Source organism: Catellatospora sp. NPDC049609 (assembly GCF_040675365.1).
Taxonomy (GTDB): Bacteria; Actinomycetota; Actinomycetes; order Mycobacteriales; family Micromonosporaceae; genus Catellatospora.
Genome location: NZ_JBFAOU010000175.1, coordinates 1 through 16,531, shown reverse-complemented (window position 1 = coordinate 16,531; position 16,531 = coordinate 1). Strand labels below are relative to the sequence as shown.

Genomic DNA, 16,531 nt, shown 5'->3' with positions numbered 1-16,531 from the left:
TGATCCACCTCGCGATGATCGACAACCTCGCCAAACGCGCCACCGGCGAAAGCACCCCAACCTGGCGAGACACCTGAACCGGCATCACTCACAAAGTTCGTGAGACGCCCTCTGAGACCTGTGGATCGGGTATCGCTGGGCTCGCCATGTCTTCAGCCACCCGGTGTTCACGGGCATCTCGCGGCATCATCTGCGGTTGGTCCTGGCCGAGGTGGGCCTGGGTCGCGGGTCGGGAGGGTCGGCTGCACGCGCGGCGCGGTGGCGGCCGTCGGCGTGCGCCCGGCGCCGGCAGGCGACCGGCGTTGACGCTGCTCGACCTGGTGGTGATCACTCTCGCGCACCTGCGCACGGGCTTGTCGCATGACGCCCTCGCGGTGGCGTTCGGGGTGGACCGGTCCACCGTCACGCGGGCGGTCGGGCAGGTCCGGCCGCTACTGGCCGGGCGGGGATGCGCTACCGCGACCGGGGTGCGGCTGCGGACCCTGGCCGACGTGTTCGCCTACGCCGCGGCCGAGGGCGTGACGCTGCGCATGGACGCGACCGAGATCCGGGTCCGCCGACCGCGGGCGGGCCGGGGCGGGCGCAAGGCGTTCGTGTCGGGCAAGGCCCGCCAGAACACGATCAAAAGCACCGTGATCAGCGACGGCAATGGTGCGACCTTGTGGTGCGGCACCCACCGCCCGGGCCGGGTCCACGACCACACAGCCGTCCGACTCGAAGGCATCGACGCGCTGCTTGACGCGTATCCGCAGGTGAGAATCCTTGTGGACTCCGGATGCCAGGGCCTGGCCAAGAACCATCCCGGCCAGGTCGAGGCGCCGCCGTTAAAGCTGCGTCCCGGGCCTGGGAGCCGTACTTGATCGCCTACGAGAACAAGCGCAAGCAGCAGTCCAGCCAGCGGATCGCGGTCGAGCACGCCATCGCCGAACTGAAGTGGTGGCGGACCCTGCAGCGCTTCACCGGACGACGCGAACTCCTGCCCGAGACCGTCAACGCCGTCGCCGCCCTGGTCTCCGATCGCACCATCACCTGGTGAAACGTCCAGAGCCGCTCATCACGCAACCTCAACTATTGCGCACAAGATCCTAAGTCGCGTCCCGGCAGGGCCGACGACCGAAAGGCCGACCGTCACGGCCGCCGGGGCCCTCGCGCCATGCCCGGCCTGTCGTCACGGTGAGTAACAGGTGCAGATTCGAGGCTAGAAGGCCGACCGCGCCCGCTCGACGATCGGGATCGACGTAGACGTCGAGCGGAAGGAACCTGCATTGATCAAACGATGGCTGACCGTGATGCTGCTGGCGGCACCACTGGTCGTGATCCTCCCGGCGCAGCAGGCGGCGGCGGAGGAGGAGCCGACGCCCACCCGCCGCAGCGTTCAGGGCTACCAGGCCGGGGAGATCCTCGACGGGTCGTGCGCGCTCAGCGACTCCGGTGCGAAGCTGGTGGCGGACCGGAACATGCAGCTGCGCAGCACCTGGCTGCGGATCGACCTGCGCGGCGCGGCCGATCAGTCGGGCTGCAAGCGGGGCACGTACGCCACCATGCTCAACGACACCGCCCACCCGCACCACCTCGCCGCCCACCTGCAGATCATCGGGGTGCTGACCAACGACTTCCACAGCGGCAGCGCCGTCGACTTCGCCAACGCCGCCAGGGACATCGCCTGCGATCCGGCCTTCGGCCGGGTGAGCGTGTGGGAGATCGGCAACGAGCCCGACCTCAACGGCGTGCCCGCGGAGATCTACGCCGAGCAGCTCGCGCGGGCGTCGAGGGCGATCCACGACCAGTGCGGCCCCAAGACGGTCATCAACGGCGGCCTCACCCCGGGCGATCCGTTCGGCTACCTCAACGGTGTGGACGCGGCGATGCGGGCGCACCCGGAGTGGGGATACGACTCCCTCAAGAACGCGATCCAGGGTCTGGGCCTTCACCCCTACATCGACGCGGTGCAGTACGCGCAGACCGGCACGCGCCACGACACCATTGAAGGGTTCATTCGCGCGTTCACCAGCAACGCGGCCAACGGCTACACCGACATGGACATCTACCTGACCGAGTTCGGCTTCCGGTTGCCGCCGGGCGACGAGGCCCCGAACGACCGCGACGAGGTGACCGCCGAAGGCCAGTGTGTCAACCTCGTGCGCGCGTTCAACACGATCATCAACGAGCGCGTGGTCGCGGCGACCTGGTTCACCCTGAAGGACTTCTGGGACAGCGGCAAGCGGTACGGCCTGTTCGACGGCGACACCCCGCGGCTGGCCCGCCACGGCTACGTGCACGGCAACTGCAACGGCGTCGAGGCCGCCTCCTACAACACCGACGAGGACTGGCTGCAGTGGGACGACGGCGCCGCCGCCCCTCTCGCCCCGACCAGCTACGAGGTGATGCTCGCCCCGGCCGGCGCCCCGTACTACACCTACTTCAAGACCACCGTCGGCACGAAACTGCTCATGACGGCCTTCGACCCGCCGCTGCCCGTGGGCGACTACGTCTACCGCGTGTCGAAGATCGTCGACGGGAAGAGGTATCCGAGTAAGGACGAGTGGTCTTTCACCTACAGCGGCAAGCCGTCCCCGCCGGGCGGGCTGAGTGCGGTCGCCACCGCCAACGGCACCTCGATCACGCTGTCGTGGACGGACCTGTCGCACAACGAGACCGGGTTCACCCTCACCGACGGCACGAACTACCGCACGGCCGCCGCGAACACGACCAGCTACGTGTGGACCGGGCTGTCGCCGGGTGTCGGGTACTGCTTCCGGATGAACGCCGTCAACGGCAACGGTGCGTCGCGCTGGAACACCATGGCGGTGTGCGCCACGACGCCGACCGCGCCCGCCGCGCCGTCCGGGGTGACCGCCACCGTCGTCACGGGGACCAGCGTGCGCGTCGACTGGGTTGACAACGCGGGCAACGAGACCGGATACGAAGTGTCCGACGGCACGACCACCCAGACCGCGGGCGCGAACGCCACCAGCCACACCTGGACCGGTATCGCCAACGGCGCGACCAGGTGCTTCAAGGTACGGGCGGTCAACGCGGCCGGCTGGTCGGCCTACGCCGGAAACGCGTGCGCCACGACGCCCACCGTCCCGGCGGCCCCCACCGGCCCCACCGCCGCCGTGGCCACGGGCACCAGCGTCAAGGTGACGTGGACGGACCGATCGAGCAACGAGTGGGGCTTCGAGATCTCCAACGGCTCGACCTCGCAGGTGGTCGGCGCGAACACCACGACGTACACGTGGCCCGGCATCCCCAACGGCACCTCAATGTGCTTCAAGGTCCGCGCGTACAACCTGGCCGGGTACTCGGCCTACACCACCAGCGTCTGCGCCACGACGCCGACGGTCCCGGTCGCGCCCGCCAGCCCCGTCGCGACGCCCGTTAGCGGGACGAGTATCAAGGTGGCCTGGGCCGACCGGTCGAGCAACGAGATCGGGTTCGAGATCTCCAACGGCTCGACCTCGCAGGTCGTGGGGGCCAACAGCACCGCGTTCACCTGGGGCGGGCTGGCCAACAACACGTACATGTGCTTCCGGGTGCGCTCCTACAACCTGGCCGGGTACTCGGCATGGACGGCGTACTCGTGCGCCACGACGCCGACGCTGCCCGCCGCGCCGCAGAGCCCGACCGCGACCCCGATCAGCACCTCGCAGGTCACCGTGAAGTGGGCCGACAAGTCCGCCAACGAGACCGGGTTCGAGGTCTACAACGGCGTCAGCACGGTCACGGTCGGCGCGAACGTCCAGTCGTACACGTGGGGCGGGCTGGCCGCGGGCACGTACATGTGCTTCGCGGTGCGGGCCAAGAACCTGGCCGGGTACTCCCCCTGGACCCCGTACGCCTGCACCACCACGCCCGCGCCGCCGGTCGCGCCGTCCGGCCAGACCGCGACGCCGGTCAGCACCTCGCAGATCACCGTGAAGTGGCTGGACAGGTCCGGCAACGAGAGCGGGTTCCAGATCTACGACGGGGTGAACACCTTCACCGTCGGCGCGAACGTCACCGTCTTCCACCGCACCGGCCTGCCGTCGAAGACGTACATGTGCTTCGCGGTCCGGTCCTACAACGCCTACGGCTATTCGGCCTGGACCCCCTACGCCTGCACCACCACGTTCTAGGAAGGAGCTTCCATGATCAAAATGTTGGCCGCCGCCGCGCTGGTCACCGTCATGGCCGCGCCGGCGGCCCCGTCGAACCAGCAGTCCACCGCGCTGAGCGCGTCGCAGATCAGGGTGATCTGGCAGGACAACTCCAGCAACGAGACGGGTTTCGAGGTCACCGACGGCAGCGTCACCTGGACCGTCGGAGCCAACACGACCCGGTTCGTCAACTCGCTGCTGGCGTCGAAGACCACCAAGTGCTACCGCGTGCGCGCGTACAACCTGGGCGGCAAGTCGGCCTGGACCCCCTTCGCCTGCGCGACGACCCTCTAGGAAAGGACGTGTCCATGCTTCGCCGATCACTGCGCGCGGCGCTGGTCGCCGCCCTCGCGGGCGCCGCAGTGCTGTTCGCGGCCTCACCGGCCGCGGCCGCGCCCGTCTACAAGCTGCCGTTCCCCTGCGGCCAGGTCTGGAACGGCAACACCCGCACCACCCACAACCCACTCGAGGCCATCGACTTCACCCGCGCCGGGGGCGACGGCTCGCCCGTCTACGCCAGCGCCCCCGGAACGGTCGAACTGGTCAAGGACAACGGCACCGCCGGGTACGGCAAGCACGTGCGCATCCTGCACCTCACCGGACACCAGACCCTCTACGCCCATCTCAAGAACTACGTCGTCAAGGTCGGGACGGTCGTCGGCTACGGCACGCTCATCGGCTACGTCGGCAGCACCGGCGACTCGACCGGCCCGCACCTGCACTACGAGCAGCGGCTCAACGGGGCCATCGTGAAGGCCAAGTTCGACGGAGTACAGGCCAGCTACTACGGCAACGCCTCCTACACCAGCACGAACGCCTGCCAGGGTCCGAACACCGGCGCGGGCTGGATCGACACGTCCAGCGGGGCGGCGCAGCCGATGTACTCCGGGCCGGGCAGCACGTTCAGCCTGCAGGGCACGATCGCCGACGGCGTGTACGTCACCATCTACTGCCAGACGAACGGGCAGTCGGTGACCGGCAAGTACGGCACCAGCACCGTCTGGAACCGCATCGGGCCCTCGCGGTTCGTGCCCGACACCAACACCCTCACCGGTTACCCGGGCTTCATCCCCAGCGTCCCGCGCTGCTAGCAGCTGTCCGGGGGTGTGCCGCGGGCCGGCACACCCCCGGACCTCACGCCGACGCCAGCCACCAGCCGATGCTCGCCCGGTCGGGGTGACCGGCGGGCAGGTCGCGGTGCAGTTCGGCCAGGTCGGCGTGCCGGGCCGCGGTGAGCAGCGCGTCGGCCTCGCCCCGGGTCAGCGACAGCACCCGGGCGATGCGCACTAGCGGCCGCCAGTCGCGGGGCCGGCGCACCGTGCCGTCCCGCCAGTTGTCGATGGCCGTCCGCGGCACGCCGGTCAGCTTGCTCAGCGTCTTCGCGCCGATCCCGGCTCGGTGCATGAACCCGTCCAGCCGCCCGGCCAGCCCGCCGGGCAGGTCCGCCACCGGCGCGTTCCCGTTCAGCCGCCGCGCGGCGTCCCGCGCCGCCGGATGCCCCAGGTCATCCAGGATCGCCAGCGCGCGCCGCCACGATCCGGCCGCCCCGGCGTGGTCGCCGCCGACGTAGCGCGCGTCGCCCTGATGCAGCAGCACCTCGGCCTCCTCGTACCGGTTGCCGATCTCCTGGAACAGCAGCGCCGCCTGCCGGTAGTGCGTCGCGGCCTGGTCGAGGTCGCGGCGGTGGTGGTGGATGTAGCCGAGGCTGTGGTGCACGTGCGCGAGCGCGTGCCGGTTGCCGAGGCCGCTGAGCTGCTCGAACGCCCGCTGACTGTAGGCCAGCGCGGGACCGTGCTCACCGAGCCGGGCGTGCAGCCAGCCGACCATGTTGCGGGTGCGGGCCTCGGTCATCGTGTCACCCAGCTCCTGCGACAGCGGCAGCGCCGCCAGCACGTGCTCCAACGATTGCCGGTACAGCCCCTGGTTCTCGTAGACGTTGGCCAGGCCGCGATGGCACCACGCCTGCCGGGCCTTGTCGCCGCCGTCGGTGGCCAGCCGCAGCGCCTCCCGCAGGTGCTCGTACGCCTCGGAGTAGCGGTGCATCTTGTTCAGCGCCATGCCGCGGCTGCAGTGCCCGTGCGCCTCGGCGTCGCGGTCGCCGAGGCTGCGGGCCGCGGCCACGGCGATCTGCTGCGTGGCCGCCCAGTCCTGCCACCGACCGCGCAGGTCGAAGAAGGTCTCCAGGGTCCACGCCAGCTGCCGGGCCTGCGCCGGCAGCCCGTGCTCGGCGGCCCAACCTACGCACGCGACCAGCACGCCGCGCTCGGCGGTGAACCACGCCAGCGCCGACGCGACGTCGGCCGGTCCGTCGATGGCGACCCGGGGGTCCGGCGCTCCCACGGCGATCGGCTGCCGGAACGGCTGCAGCAGCCGGTCGGCCCGGTAGGCGGTGTGCAGATAGTGCTGCACCATCCGCAGGTCCGCGCCGTCGCAGGGCCGCGCGGAGGCCAGCTCGCGGGCGAAGTCGCGCAGCAGGTCGTGCATCCCGAACCGGCCCGGCGCGGGTTCGGTGACGAGGTTGGCCTGGCTCAGTTCGAGCAGCAGCGTCCGAGTCTCGCGGACGGGCAGCCCCGCCAGGCTCGCCGCCGCGGCGATGCCCAGGTCGGGGCCGGGGTGCAGGCCGATCAGGCGGAACAGTGTGGCGGCGGCCGGGCGCAGGGTCCGGTAGGACCACGAGAACACCGCGCGAAGGTCGGTGCCCCGGTAGGCGTCCAGGCCCCACTGGGCCTGGCGCAGGTCGTCGGCCAGGGCTCGCAGCGAGAAGTCGGGCCGGGCGGCGGCGTGGGCGGCCACCGTCGCCAGCGCCAGCGGCAGCCGCGCACACCGCGAGATGATCTCCTCGGCCGCGTCCGGTTCGGCCCCGACCCGGGCCGCGCCCAACCGGGCCGTCAGCATGGCGTGCGCGTCGGGCCCGGACGGCAGATCCAGGTTGACCGGGCTCGCCCCGTTCGCGACGACCAGCCCGGTGAGCTGGTCGCGGCTGGTGACCAGCGTCAGACAGCCGGGACTGCCGATCAGCAGCGGCTGCACCTGCTCGGCGTCGCGGGCGTTGTCGAGCAGGATCAGCACCCGGCGCTGCGCCAGCAGGCTGCGCAGCATCCCGGCCTGTGCGTTGAGGCCTTCGGGCAACCGGGGCACGGCCAGCGCGTCGAGCAGGCTGTGCACCGCCTCCCCCGGCGGCATCGGCGCGTTGGCCGGGTCGTATCCCCGAAGGTTGAGGTAGAGCTGCCCGTCGGGGAACCGGTCGGCGACGCGGCGCGCCCAGTGCACGGCCAGCGCGGTCTTGCCGACCCCCGCGGTCCCGGCCACCACCGCGATCGCCCCGTCGCCCGCGGCCAGCAGCCCGTCGAGGGCCGCCAGCTGTGCCTCGCGTCCGCAGAACGCGGGAATCCGGGCCGGGAGCTGGCGCGGCAGCGGCCGGTCCGGCCCGGAACCCGGCCCGCAGCGCTGCACCGCCAGCGAGAGCTGCGCGGCCATACGCTGCCGCTCGGGGTGCCGGTCGACGGCCTCGGCCAGCAGCGCCCGCACCTGCTCGGGCCGCCCGCGCCGCAGCTCCGCGTCGGCGAGCAGCTCCAGCGCGTCGAGCCGCCGGTCCTGCAGCCGTCGCCGCGCGTCGGCGGCGTACGCCGCGGCGACGTCGGCCAGCGGCTCCGCGCGCCACAGATCCAGCCCGTCACGCACCAGGCGGGCCGCCTCGGCCGGGTCGTCGGCCGCATGCGCCAGCCGCAGGAACCGCTCGAAGACGTCGGCGTCGAGTTTCTCGGCGGACAACTGATAGCCGCCGGGCCGGGTCGCGACGGTGCCGTCCGCCCCGGCCGCGCGCAGGTGCCGCCGCAACGCGGACATGCCCGCGTGGATCTGGGAGCGTGCGGTCGCGGGCGCCTGCGGTCCCCACACCGCCCCGACCAGCTCATCGGTGGTGATCACGCGGCCGCGGTGCAGCAGCAGATACGCCAGCAGCGCCCGGTGTCTCGGCTGTCGAAGGAGGATCGGACCCTCATCGGCGAGGATCTCCAACGGCCCCAGGATGCCGAACCGCAATGCGCCGTCCTTCCTCCGCGGGGAGGTAGTATATGCGCGGTGGCGAATGCCCGGCAACGACCGGCACAACCAACGACCGGACGCCGTCATCGAGGCGTACGCGAGGTCGTCACCCACGCCGTGTGCGCCGTCAGTGGCGCGGCGTCGGCCTCGCAAACATGGCCGTCGCGTAATTCATCGCCCGCCACGGACGACTTACGATGAAGCGCTCGATGCTGGCGCGGTGGGAGGCGATCACGCGGTTGTGCTCGCGGGTCGACTGGGTCGGGGCCTGGCCTTTCCGTCTGCGGTGGGGCACGCACAGGCCGGTGCCGGTATAGGCGGTGTCGCCGAAGCCGCCGGGGCGGCCGTCGGCGTGCAGCCGGCCTTCGAACTTCGCGGCGAGTCCGGATTCGCGCCAGGCCTTCGCGTCGTGCGTTGCGCCTGGCTGCGGCTTGCCGGTGAGCACCAGTCTGCCGTGGAAGGAGCCGACGACCTGATGTTGAACCCGCATCGGTGCCGCTTTCCGGAGTATATGCCCGAGGTGTAGGTGTCGGTGCGTCTGTCACCGGTCGGGGCGAGGAACCCGTCGACGCGCACGGTGGAGCGCGGATACCGGGCGGCGGCCTGCTCGGCGATCGGGGTGAGTACGGCGGTGATGATCGGGGTGAGCCGGGCGATCAGGCGGGACACCGTCGGCTGGGAGCAGTCGAACAGTTCAGCCAGCAGGTTCAGGTCCCGGCCAGCCGCAGCACGTGATCGAAACCTCGGTGTTGGGCAGGTGAACTCACCATCGGCAGAACGAGGGCCGGAATCCCGGCCGTCACGGAACCACCGTCGCCGCCGGGGTGATCTCCGACCATCAGCGTCCGGTCCGGCTGTGCGGCCAAGGCGTCGAGGGCGGTGCGCCAGATCCGCACGTCGGGTTTGACGAAGCCGACCTCGTAGGAGAGCACGAAGGCGTCGATGTAGCGGTCAAGCCCGTGCCGGACGAAGCATTCGCGGATGTCCCAGCCCACGTTGCTCACCACGCCGAGGCGGATGCCGGCGGCGTGCAGCGCGGCGAGGGTGGGCAACGTGTCCGCGTACGGCTCGACCGCTTCGGCGCGCGTCTCATGCAGCGCGCGCGCAAACGACGCGTCCACCCCGGGAATCTGGTTCAGCACGGCCATGATCGCCTGATCCCAGACCTGAGGGTCGAGGTCGCGCGCGATGTGCGCAGGATCTGTAGCGGTCGACCGCAACAACTCGGCGAAGTCGTCGGCGATGCGCTGCGCCTCACCAGGTGCCACCGTCCGCCCGACCATGTTCGCCGCGTTGCCGACCCAGCAGACCGGGTCGCTGGCGAAGAGCGTCCAGGCGAAATCGAACAGGACAGTCGTCACACGAGGTGAAGGCACCAGGTCACCTTAGAACAACTGGACGATTCCCGTAGGCCATGATCCTCTTCACCCGTCGAGAAGATGGAGGTTCAGAGTGCCATTCAATCGACAATCATGAGGATCGGTAGACCTAGAGCAGCATATGTCAAATGAGCGCGACGGCGTCCCGAGCTGTACCGGTCCGGGTGTCACCACCGTGGCCAGTACGTCCAACCGGGCGTCGTGCGCCTTCGCGACAGCTCGCAACACCAGCGGGGAGTGCGGCAAGTCTTGCTGGGCCATGTTGGTCGTCACGCAACGCTCGCTCGCGCCGCTGACGTGCAGCACGTTGGTGAACTGTGACGGGTCCACCACGTCGATCTCCAGAAACAGCACGTCCCACCACCGGGGACCGGGTTCATGCCGCGCTGCTCGCGCTCCTTGGCGGAGTACTCCGCGACGTCGCCCGCCTGGCGGCGGTTGGCGATCAGGTTCAGCTGCCCGTCGTGGTCGATCGTGTCGGTGACGTACTGCCGAGCGCGGGTGTCGAACTCGATGTGCTTGACCCCGCAGCTCGGTGGTGCGCGCGGCCCGGGAGACCAGCGAGATCACCACGATGGCGAGGATGAACAGCGCCGAGATGGCGATGCCGTCGGGCTTCTCCCGGATGTTCCCGCCGGGGGCGTACAGCAGGACCAGCGTGAGCACCGCGAACCCGGCGACCGCCCAGGTGCGGCGGTAGCGGATCGCGGAGATGGTGACCGCGACGCTGCCGGAGACCATCATCGCGAGGATGCCGGTGGCGTACGCCCCGGCCTGCGCCTCGACGTCGGCCCCGAAGGCGATGGTCACGCCCACGCACACGACCGTGTAGACCAGCACCACGGGACGGACCGCCCGGGCCCACTCCGGCGCCATGCCGTAGGACGGCAGGTACCGCGGCACGATGTTGACCAGGCCCGCCATCGCCGACGCGCCCGCGAACCACAGGATCAGGATGGTGCTACATCGGCCACTGTCGCCTGCCACGAAGAGGAGAACTTCACTGCACCATCGCACACCGCTCGGTTGCGCGGTCCTACCGGCCGTTCAGTGCTCGGGCGGGGGCGGCTGGTTGCGGGTCGCGTCGGCGAACATGCCCAGCAGCGTCGCGAACTGAACCGCCGGGCGAACAGCCGACGGCTTTGCCCTGATCTGGTCCCGCGGATACGCGCCGAAGCACGCTACGACGGCACGGACGCAGGCTGCGTCGGATGGCCGCCGAGCTGGATCACGACGCGTAGTCCCCCACCGGGGGCGGCCGTCGCGAAGCAGCAGCCGTGATGAGCGTGCACCACGTCGGCCACGATGGCCAGTCCCAGGCCGCTGCCGGGTAGGCCGCGGGCGTCGTCGGCGCGCCAGAACCGGCCGAAGATCACTTCCCGCTGCGCCGCCGGAACTCCGGGTCCCTGGTCGTCGACGGTGATCCGCCCACCGGCGAGCAGGACCCGGATGCGGCTGCCGGGCGGGGCGAACTTCACGGCGTTGTCCAGGACGTTGAGCACCGCGCGTTCCAGCCCGTCGGCATCGGCGTCAGGGACCGTCCAAGGGCTCAGGTCCGTGACGATGAGATGATCGGCCGATCGCCGGCCGACGCGGCTCACCGCACGCCGCACGATCTCGTCCAGGCAGACATCGCCGCGCGGCCTGACCGCGTGCTCCTGCCACAGCACATCCAGCTGATCGCACAGGTCGACGAGCTCGTCGACCTGTGCGGTGAGGTCGGCCAGCAGGCCGAGGCGAGCCTGCGGTGGCAGCGTCCGGCCGGCGCGTTCGCTGCGCAGCAGCAGCTCGATGTTGGCGCGCAGGCTTGTCAGCGGTGTACGCAGCTCGTGACCGGCGTCTGCGATCAGCTGTGACTGCCGGATCCGGGCGTCGGCCAGGGCGGCGATCATCCGGTTGAAGGCGTCGGCCAGGCGGGTGACCTCGTCGACGCTTCGACTTCCCGCGGTCGTCGCCGGCACTGACAGGTTCTGCGTGGCGGCGATCGTTTCGGCGGCAGCCGCCAGGTCGCGCACGGGTTGCAGGCCGTTGCGGGTCAGCGCGTACCCGGCGACGGTGGCCACCACCGCACCCGGCAGGCCCAGCAGCAGCAACGTGGTCAGCAGCCGGTCGCTGAGAACGGTGTAGCCGGTCAGGTCCGCCGCGATGTGCGCGGTCCATCCGTCCGGTAGCTGCTCGGTGAGCACCAGCGTCGGGGTGCCGTCTTCGGTGCGGGCGTGCGGAAGCCGGGATCCGGTGAGCCAGCCGAGCAGGGCTGACGGGTGATTCAGGCTCTGTAAGGCGGGCCGCCCCGGGGCGCGGCACACCTGCCCGGCGGGTCCGTGCAGCTCGACGGTGGCGTCGGGCGGGACGGGCAGCCCGCTGGGTGGTGCGGCGATGAGCCGGCACAGTTGCGGGCCCGATGGCGCCGCCGGTCCTCGCAGGGCCGCCCCGACGACGCGCAGGCGCTCTTCCACCTGGGCGGAGGTCGTGTGTGCGGCGACGGCGACCACCGCGGCGCCGGCCGCGAGAAAGAAGCCGAGCCCGACGAGAGCGGTGCGCGCGGCCAGTCGGACCAGCAGCGTTCGCGGGCCCCTGCGGGGCGCTGCGCCTGGCTTCGCGGCCGCGCGTGAGCTTGTCACGGCACGGCACCGGCGTGTGGACGCAGGACGTAACCAACGCCGCGCACTGTGTGGATGATCCGCGGCAGGCCGCTGTCCTCGGTCTTGCGGCGCAGGTACCCGATGAACACCTCCAGCGTGTTGGTGTCGGGATCGACATCGTGTCCCCACACGGCCGCCAGTATCGCGGTCCGGGCCAGCACCTGCCGCGGGTGCGCCATGAGCAGCGACAGCAGCTCGTACTCGGTGCGGGTGAGGCTGATCGGCCGGCCGGCCCGGGTGACCTCACGCGCGGCGCTGTCCATCCGCAGGTCGCCGGCGCACAGGATGTGCTGCGCTCCGTCGGCGATCCCGGCGCGGCGCACCAGTGCCCGCAGCCGGGCCAGCAGTTCCTCCAAGGCGAAGGGCTTGGGCAGGTAGTCGTCGGCTCCGGCGTCCAGGCCCCAGACCCGCTCACCTGTGCTGTGGCGGGCGGTGAGCATGAGGATCGGCACGCCATGTCCGCCTGCCCGCAGCCGGCGGCATACCTCCAGACCGTCGATGGCGGGCAGGCCCAGGTCCAGCACCACGACATCCGGGGCCTGGGCCACCGCCGTCGCCAGGCCCACCGACCCGTCGGCGGCGGTCACGACGGTGTAGCCCTCGAACTCCAGACACCGTTGCAGGCTCGCCCGCACCGCCGGGTCGTCCTCCACCACCAGTACCTTCACGTGTCTATCCTCCCTCCTTCCGGCCCCGCCACGACCCGATGGTGCGCCAGGTCGCAGCCGCCGGTCGGCCGTTCAGGCGGTGATGTCGCGCCGGGCGAACGACACCGTGGCCGCCGCGGCGGCGACCACGAGGTATCCCGCGGCTGTCACCAGCGCGGCGGCGAAGCCGACCTCTGCGGTGCCGTGGGAGGCGACGGCCGACAGCAGCTGACCGGGCAGCCAGCGGCTGGAGCCGTCCACCGTACCCACGATGATCGTCTCGACGAGGAACAGCCAGCCGAACCCGAGCGCGACGGCGGGGATCGGCGCCCGCGTCAGCACGCCGAGGGCGGTGCCCAGGGTGGCGTACCCCGCGGCGGCGAGCATGACCTGACCGAGGGTCCGCGCCGAGGTGGCCAAGCCGTCTGCGGTGTACCAGGCGGTGGTGTCGATGTTCAGGCCGCCGGCCAGCACGGCCGCCATGGGTGCACCCACCGCGGTCGCGGCCAGGACCCCACCCAGGGTGAACAGCGCCACGGCCGCCCACGTGCCGGCGAGCAGCCTGACCCGGCGGGGCTGGCGGATCAGCAGGTTGCGGAGGGTGCCGGTGGTGTACTCCCCGGCGGTGGCGGACGCGGCCACACACAGTGCGATGATGCCGAACACACTGACGCTGCCGCTCAGCCCTCGCAGCAGGCCGGTCGGCTCGGCCAGCGAAGCGAGAGTCTCTCCGGTACCGGGCGCACCGGGCGGGCCGGCGGGTGCACCGCCGTCGGCGAGGGAGAACGTCAGGGTGGTGACCAGCACGGTCACGAGGATGGTGGCGGCATACACGCCCCACAGCAGCGCCGGGCGGCGCAGTTTGGTCCAGGCCGCGAGAAGGGACCCGATCATGATGTGTCTCCGGTGGTGTCGGTCGGCGGATGTCGGACTCAGCGGATGTCGCCGCTGCTGGTGCCGGTGAGCCCGAAGAACGCGTCCTCCAGGGTGGGCCGCGACACGTCGAGGCGGATGAGGGTGACCCCGGCGGCGTGGCAGCGGCGGTTGAGTTCTGCGGCGCGAGCGGAGGCTTCGCTGCCGGACGTCGTCGGCGGCAGCGGTGCCCGCACCTCCCCCGGCGCGGTGATCTCGCAATCCCAGTCCAGCGCACCGGCGATGTCGGCGACGACGCCCGCGTCGGCGGCGTGCTCGACGGCGGCGATGATGTGCGGGACCTGGCTCTGCGCCAGCTGCTGCACCGTGCCCTGGAACACGAGGGACCCGGCACGGATCACGACCAGGTGATCGGCGACGAGTTCGACCTCGCTGAGCAGGTGGCTGGAGACGAACACCGTCATGCCCTCGTCGCGGAAGCTCGCGATGAGCTCGCGCATCTGCGCTATGCCGGCCGGATCGAGGCCGTTGGTCGGCTCGTCGAGCACCAGCAGCCGGGGGGCGGGCAGCAGCGCGGCTGCGATGCCCAGGCGCTGCTTCATGCCCAGGGAGTAGGACCGGACCTTGTCACGGCCGCGGTCGGCCAGCCCGACCCGTTCCAGTGCCTGACGCACCCGGATGGGGGGCAGGCCGCCTGCCTGGGCCAGGCAGAGGAGGTTGTCGTGGCCGGACAGGCCTGGCATGAACGCGGGGCCTTCGATCATCGCCCCGACCTGCCACAGATAACGGGCCGGATGCTGCAGCGGCTCGCCGAGCACCGACCCGGTACCGGCAGTGGGCCGGACCAATCCCAACAGCAAGCGGATCGTCGTGGTCTTGCCTGCGCCGTTGGGCCCGACGAAACCCGAGACGACCCCGCTCGGGATTTCGAGGTTCAGCCCGGCGACGACGGTCCGCCCCGCGTACGCCTTGGTCAGACCCGCTGTACGCACGGCGAGCGAGGTGAGATGGCTGCCGGCAGCAACGCCGTACACAGGTCGATTCTGACTTGTTCCGGCACCGCGCTGTTCAGCCGGCTTGCCCGCAGCGTCAGCGGCGCTGTCGGTCGCGATGGCCTCTCGTCGAGATCTCATGGGCCAGAGCTTGGCCCTGCCACCTAAGGAGGAGATAAGAACGGACCGTCGTAGTGGCTGAAAATCTGGAAGTACAGCAGATCCGGCGCCGGCCCATCCCCGGCTGAGGCGGCATGCAGGTCAAGCGGGCACGAAGAAATGCCGATAGAGTTGCGACCCTTCCACGCCGGTAGACCGACAGCCGGGCCATCGGACGGTGGGATGCACCGGACCACATCTGCCACGACGACAGCTGTTGTCTTGAATCTTCCGGAACCGGTCACCGCCCGGATCGAACGGGGCGACCGGTGGCCCCTGGCACGGGGTTCATGCCGGGCTGCTCTGCCTCCTTGGCCTCCTCGTACTCGCCGGGCAGGCCGCTCTGGCGGCGGTTGGCGATCAGGTTCAGCTGGCCGTCGACCTCCCGAAACTCGGCGGGCTTGGCGCGGATGTTCTCCACGAGCGCGTACAGCCGCCCGAGCGCGATCCGAGTCCGGCGGTCTGGCTGAGGCGACGGCAGTTCACGGCGTCGCGGCAGTCCATGACCACGACCCCGCGCCATCACCCGGGCTGGCCGACAGGTTGTGACCTTGGTCCCGCCTGCAGGGACCTTCGGCGCCCCGAAGTGCCGACGTTGGGCCCTGCCCCACCGCCTGCCCTCCTGGAACCCTGACCTCGGGCCCGCCCTCCCCCGGCGAACCCGCGTCGTCCTGGTCGCCCGTGACGTGCGCAAACCCGACCACTACACATCGCCGCACGGCATATCGGAGGCTGACATGGACAACCTCGACCTGGCACGGTGGCAGTTCGGCATAACCACCGTCTACCACTTTCTCTTCGTACCGATCACTATCGGGCTGTCCTTCCTCGTCGCCGGAATGCAGACCGCCTGGGTGCGCACGGGCGACGAGCGCTGGCTGAAGCTGACGAAGTTCTACGGCAAGCTGTTCCTGATCAACATCGCGATGGGTGTGGTCACCGGCATCGTGCAGGAGTTCCAGTTCGGCATGAACTGGTCGGCCTACAGCCGGTTCGTCGGCGACGTCTTCGGCGCACCACTGGCGATCGAGGCCCTGCTGGCGTTCTTCCTCGAGTCGACGTTCATCGGACTGTGGATCTTCGGGTGGGAGCGGCTGTCCCGGCGTATCCATCTGGCCTGCATCTGGCTGGTCGCGGTCGGCACCCTGCTGTCGGCGTACTTCATCCTGGCCGCCAACTCCTTCATGCAGAACCCCGTCGGGTTCCGGATCAACCCCGACACCCACCGCGCCGAGCTCACCGACTTCGGCGCCGTGCTGACCAACAAGGTCACGCTGATCACTTTCCCGCATACCGTTGCCGGCGCGTTCATGACCGCCGGCGCCCTGGTCGCGGCCATCGCGCTGTGGCACCTGATCCGCCGCCCGGGCACCGAGACCGCGGCCTACCGCAGCGCGCTGAAGGTCGGCGCCTACACCACGCTGATCGCCACCGTCACGGTACTCATCACCGGCGACATCCAGGGCAAGATCATGACTGAGGTGCAGCCGATGAAGATGGCCGCCGCGGAAGCCCTCTACGAAACCGCACAGCCGGCCGCCTTCTCGATCTTCACCGTGGGCACCCGCTGTGCGTCCCGTGCCGCCGCGCCGCCGGCAAGGCACCCGTCCTCACCATCGAGACCACCGGAGATGTCCTGTGACCGACACCCTGCCC

14 protein-coding genes and 1 pseudogene are annotated in these 16,531 nt (G+C 70.6%); 6 read left to right on the top strand and 9 right to left on the bottom strand.

The window, feature by feature from the left end; genetic code table 11:
- Window positions 1-302 precede the first annotated feature (302 nt).
- The 5 genes from AB0J67_RS32610 to AB0J67_RS32590 all read left to right on the top strand — a co-directional run bounded on the left by AB0J67_RS32610 (window position 303) and on the right by AB0J67_RS32590 (window position 5,230).
- The gene (locus AB0J67_RS32610; RefSeq protein WP_363488109.1) at window positions 303-860 is read left to right on the top strand and encodes a transposase family protein; all 558 of its coding nucleotides are present in this window, start codon (window positions 303-305) and stop codon (window positions 858-860) included.
- Entirely contained in the window at window positions 857-1,036 is a 180-nt protein-coding gene (locus tag AB0J67_RS32605) for a hypothetical protein (protein ID WP_363488107.1), read from the top strand. Before AB0J67_RS32610 ends, AB0J67_RS32605 begins: the two co-directional genes overlap by 4 nt.
- 229 nt (window positions 1,037-1,265) lie before the next feature.
- The gene (locus tag AB0J67_RS32600; protein ID WP_363488105.1) at window positions 1,266-4,118 is read left to right on the top strand and encodes a fibronectin type III domain-containing protein; all 2,853 of its coding nucleotides are present in this window, start codon (window positions 1,266-1,268) and stop codon (window positions 4,116-4,118) included.
- Window positions 4,119-4,130: 12 nt separating this feature from the next.
- Window positions 4,131-4,433 carry a fibronectin type III domain-containing protein gene (locus AB0J67_RS32595; RefSeq protein ID WP_363488103.1) on the top strand — a complete coding sequence of 101 codons (303 nt, stop codon included), beginning with the start codon at window positions 4,131-4,133 and terminating at the stop codon, window positions 4,431-4,433.
- Window positions 4,434-4,447: 14 nt separating this feature from the next.
- Window positions 4,448-5,230 carry a peptidoglycan DD-metalloendopeptidase family protein gene (locus AB0J67_RS32590; protein WP_363488101.1) on the top strand — a complete coding sequence of 261 codons (783 nt, stop codon included), beginning with the start codon at window positions 4,448-4,450 and terminating at the stop codon, window positions 5,228-5,230.
- 43 nt (window positions 5,231-5,273) lie between these two features.
- Here the strand turns inward: AB0J67_RS32590 and AB0J67_RS32585 are convergent, their stop codons facing one another.
- The 9 genes and pseudogenes from AB0J67_RS32585 to AB0J67_RS32545 form a co-directional block, all read right to left on the bottom strand.
- Window positions 5,274-8,180, bottom strand: coding sequence for a BTAD domain-containing putative transcriptional regulator (locus tag AB0J67_RS32585; protein ID WP_363488099.1), 2,907 nt, complete (start codon window positions 8,178-8,180; stop codon window positions 5,274-5,276).
- A 130-nt stretch (window positions 8,181-8,310) separates the two neighbouring features.
- On the bottom strand, window positions 8,311-8,673 hold the full coding sequence (locus AB0J67_RS32580; RefSeq protein ID WP_363488097.1) for a transposase family protein: 363 nt from the start codon (window positions 8,671-8,673) through the stop codon (window positions 8,311-8,313).
- 217 nt (window positions 8,674-8,890) lie between these two features.
- Window positions 8,891-9,544 carry an HAD family hydrolase gene (locus AB0J67_RS32575; protein WP_363488095.1) on the bottom strand — a complete coding sequence of 218 codons (654 nt, stop codon included), beginning with the start codon at window positions 9,542-9,544 and terminating at the stop codon, window positions 8,891-8,893.
- 306 nt (window positions 9,545-9,850) lie between these two features.
- Window positions 9,851-10,525, bottom strand: a pseudogene (locus tag AB0J67_RS32570) (amino acid transporter); the annotation flags it as partial.
- 218 nt (window positions 10,526-10,743) lie between these two features.
- On the bottom strand, window positions 10,744-12,183 hold the full coding sequence (locus AB0J67_RS32565) for a HAMP domain-containing sensor histidine kinase (RefSeq protein ID WP_363488093.1): 1,440 nt from the start codon (window positions 12,181-12,183) through the stop codon (window positions 10,744-10,746).
- Window positions 12,180-12,872 carry a response regulator transcription factor gene (locus tag AB0J67_RS32560; protein WP_363488091.1) on the bottom strand — a complete coding sequence of 231 codons (693 nt, stop codon included), beginning with the start codon at window positions 12,870-12,872 and terminating at the stop codon, window positions 12,180-12,182. Before AB0J67_RS32560 ends, AB0J67_RS32565 begins: the two co-directional genes overlap by 4 nt.
- Window positions 12,873-12,944: 72 nt before the next feature.
- Window positions 12,945-13,745: a hypothetical protein gene (locus tag AB0J67_RS32555; protein WP_363488089.1), complete on the bottom strand. Its 801-nt coding sequence runs from the start codon at window positions 13,743-13,745 to the stop codon at window positions 12,945-12,947.
- Window positions 13,746-13,783: 38 nt separating this feature from the next.
- A complete protein-coding gene (locus AB0J67_RS32550) occupies window positions 13,784-14,758 on the bottom strand; it encodes an ABC transporter ATP-binding protein (protein WP_363488087.1) in 975 nt (324 codons plus the stop codon).
- 358 nt (window positions 14,759-15,116) lie between these two features.
- On the bottom strand, window positions 15,117-15,296 hold the full coding sequence (locus AB0J67_RS32545) for a hypothetical protein (RefSeq protein ID WP_363488085.1): 180 nt from the start codon (window positions 15,294-15,296) through the stop codon (window positions 15,117-15,119).
- A 316-nt stretch (window positions 15,297-15,612) separates the two neighbouring features.
- Between AB0J67_RS32545 and AB0J67_RS32540 the strand changes: the two genes are divergently transcribed.
- The coding region (locus tag AB0J67_RS32540; RefSeq protein WP_363488082.1) for a cytochrome ubiquinol oxidase subunit I at window positions 15,613-16,531 on the top strand (919 nt) is incomplete at its 3' end.

What these genes read in the sequence shown, in the direction of transcription:
- AB0J67_RS32590 (WP_363488101.1), top strand. Translation starts at nt 4,448, where the DNA reads ATGCTTCGCCGATCACTGCGCGCGGCGCTGGTCGCCGCCCTCGCGGGC.
- AB0J67_RS32595 (WP_363488103.1), top strand. Translation starts at nt 4,131, where the DNA reads ATGATCAAAATGTTGGCCGCCGCCGCGCTGGTCACCGTCATGGCCGCG.
- AB0J67_RS32555 (WP_363488089.1), bottom strand. Translation starts at nt 13,745, where the DNA reads ATGATCGGGTCCCTTCTCGCGGCCTGGACCAAACTGCGCCGCCCGGCG.
- AB0J67_RS32580 (WP_363488097.1), bottom strand. Translation starts at nt 8,673, where the DNA reads ATGCGGGTTCAACATCAGGTCGTCGGCTCCTTCCACGGCAGACTGGTG.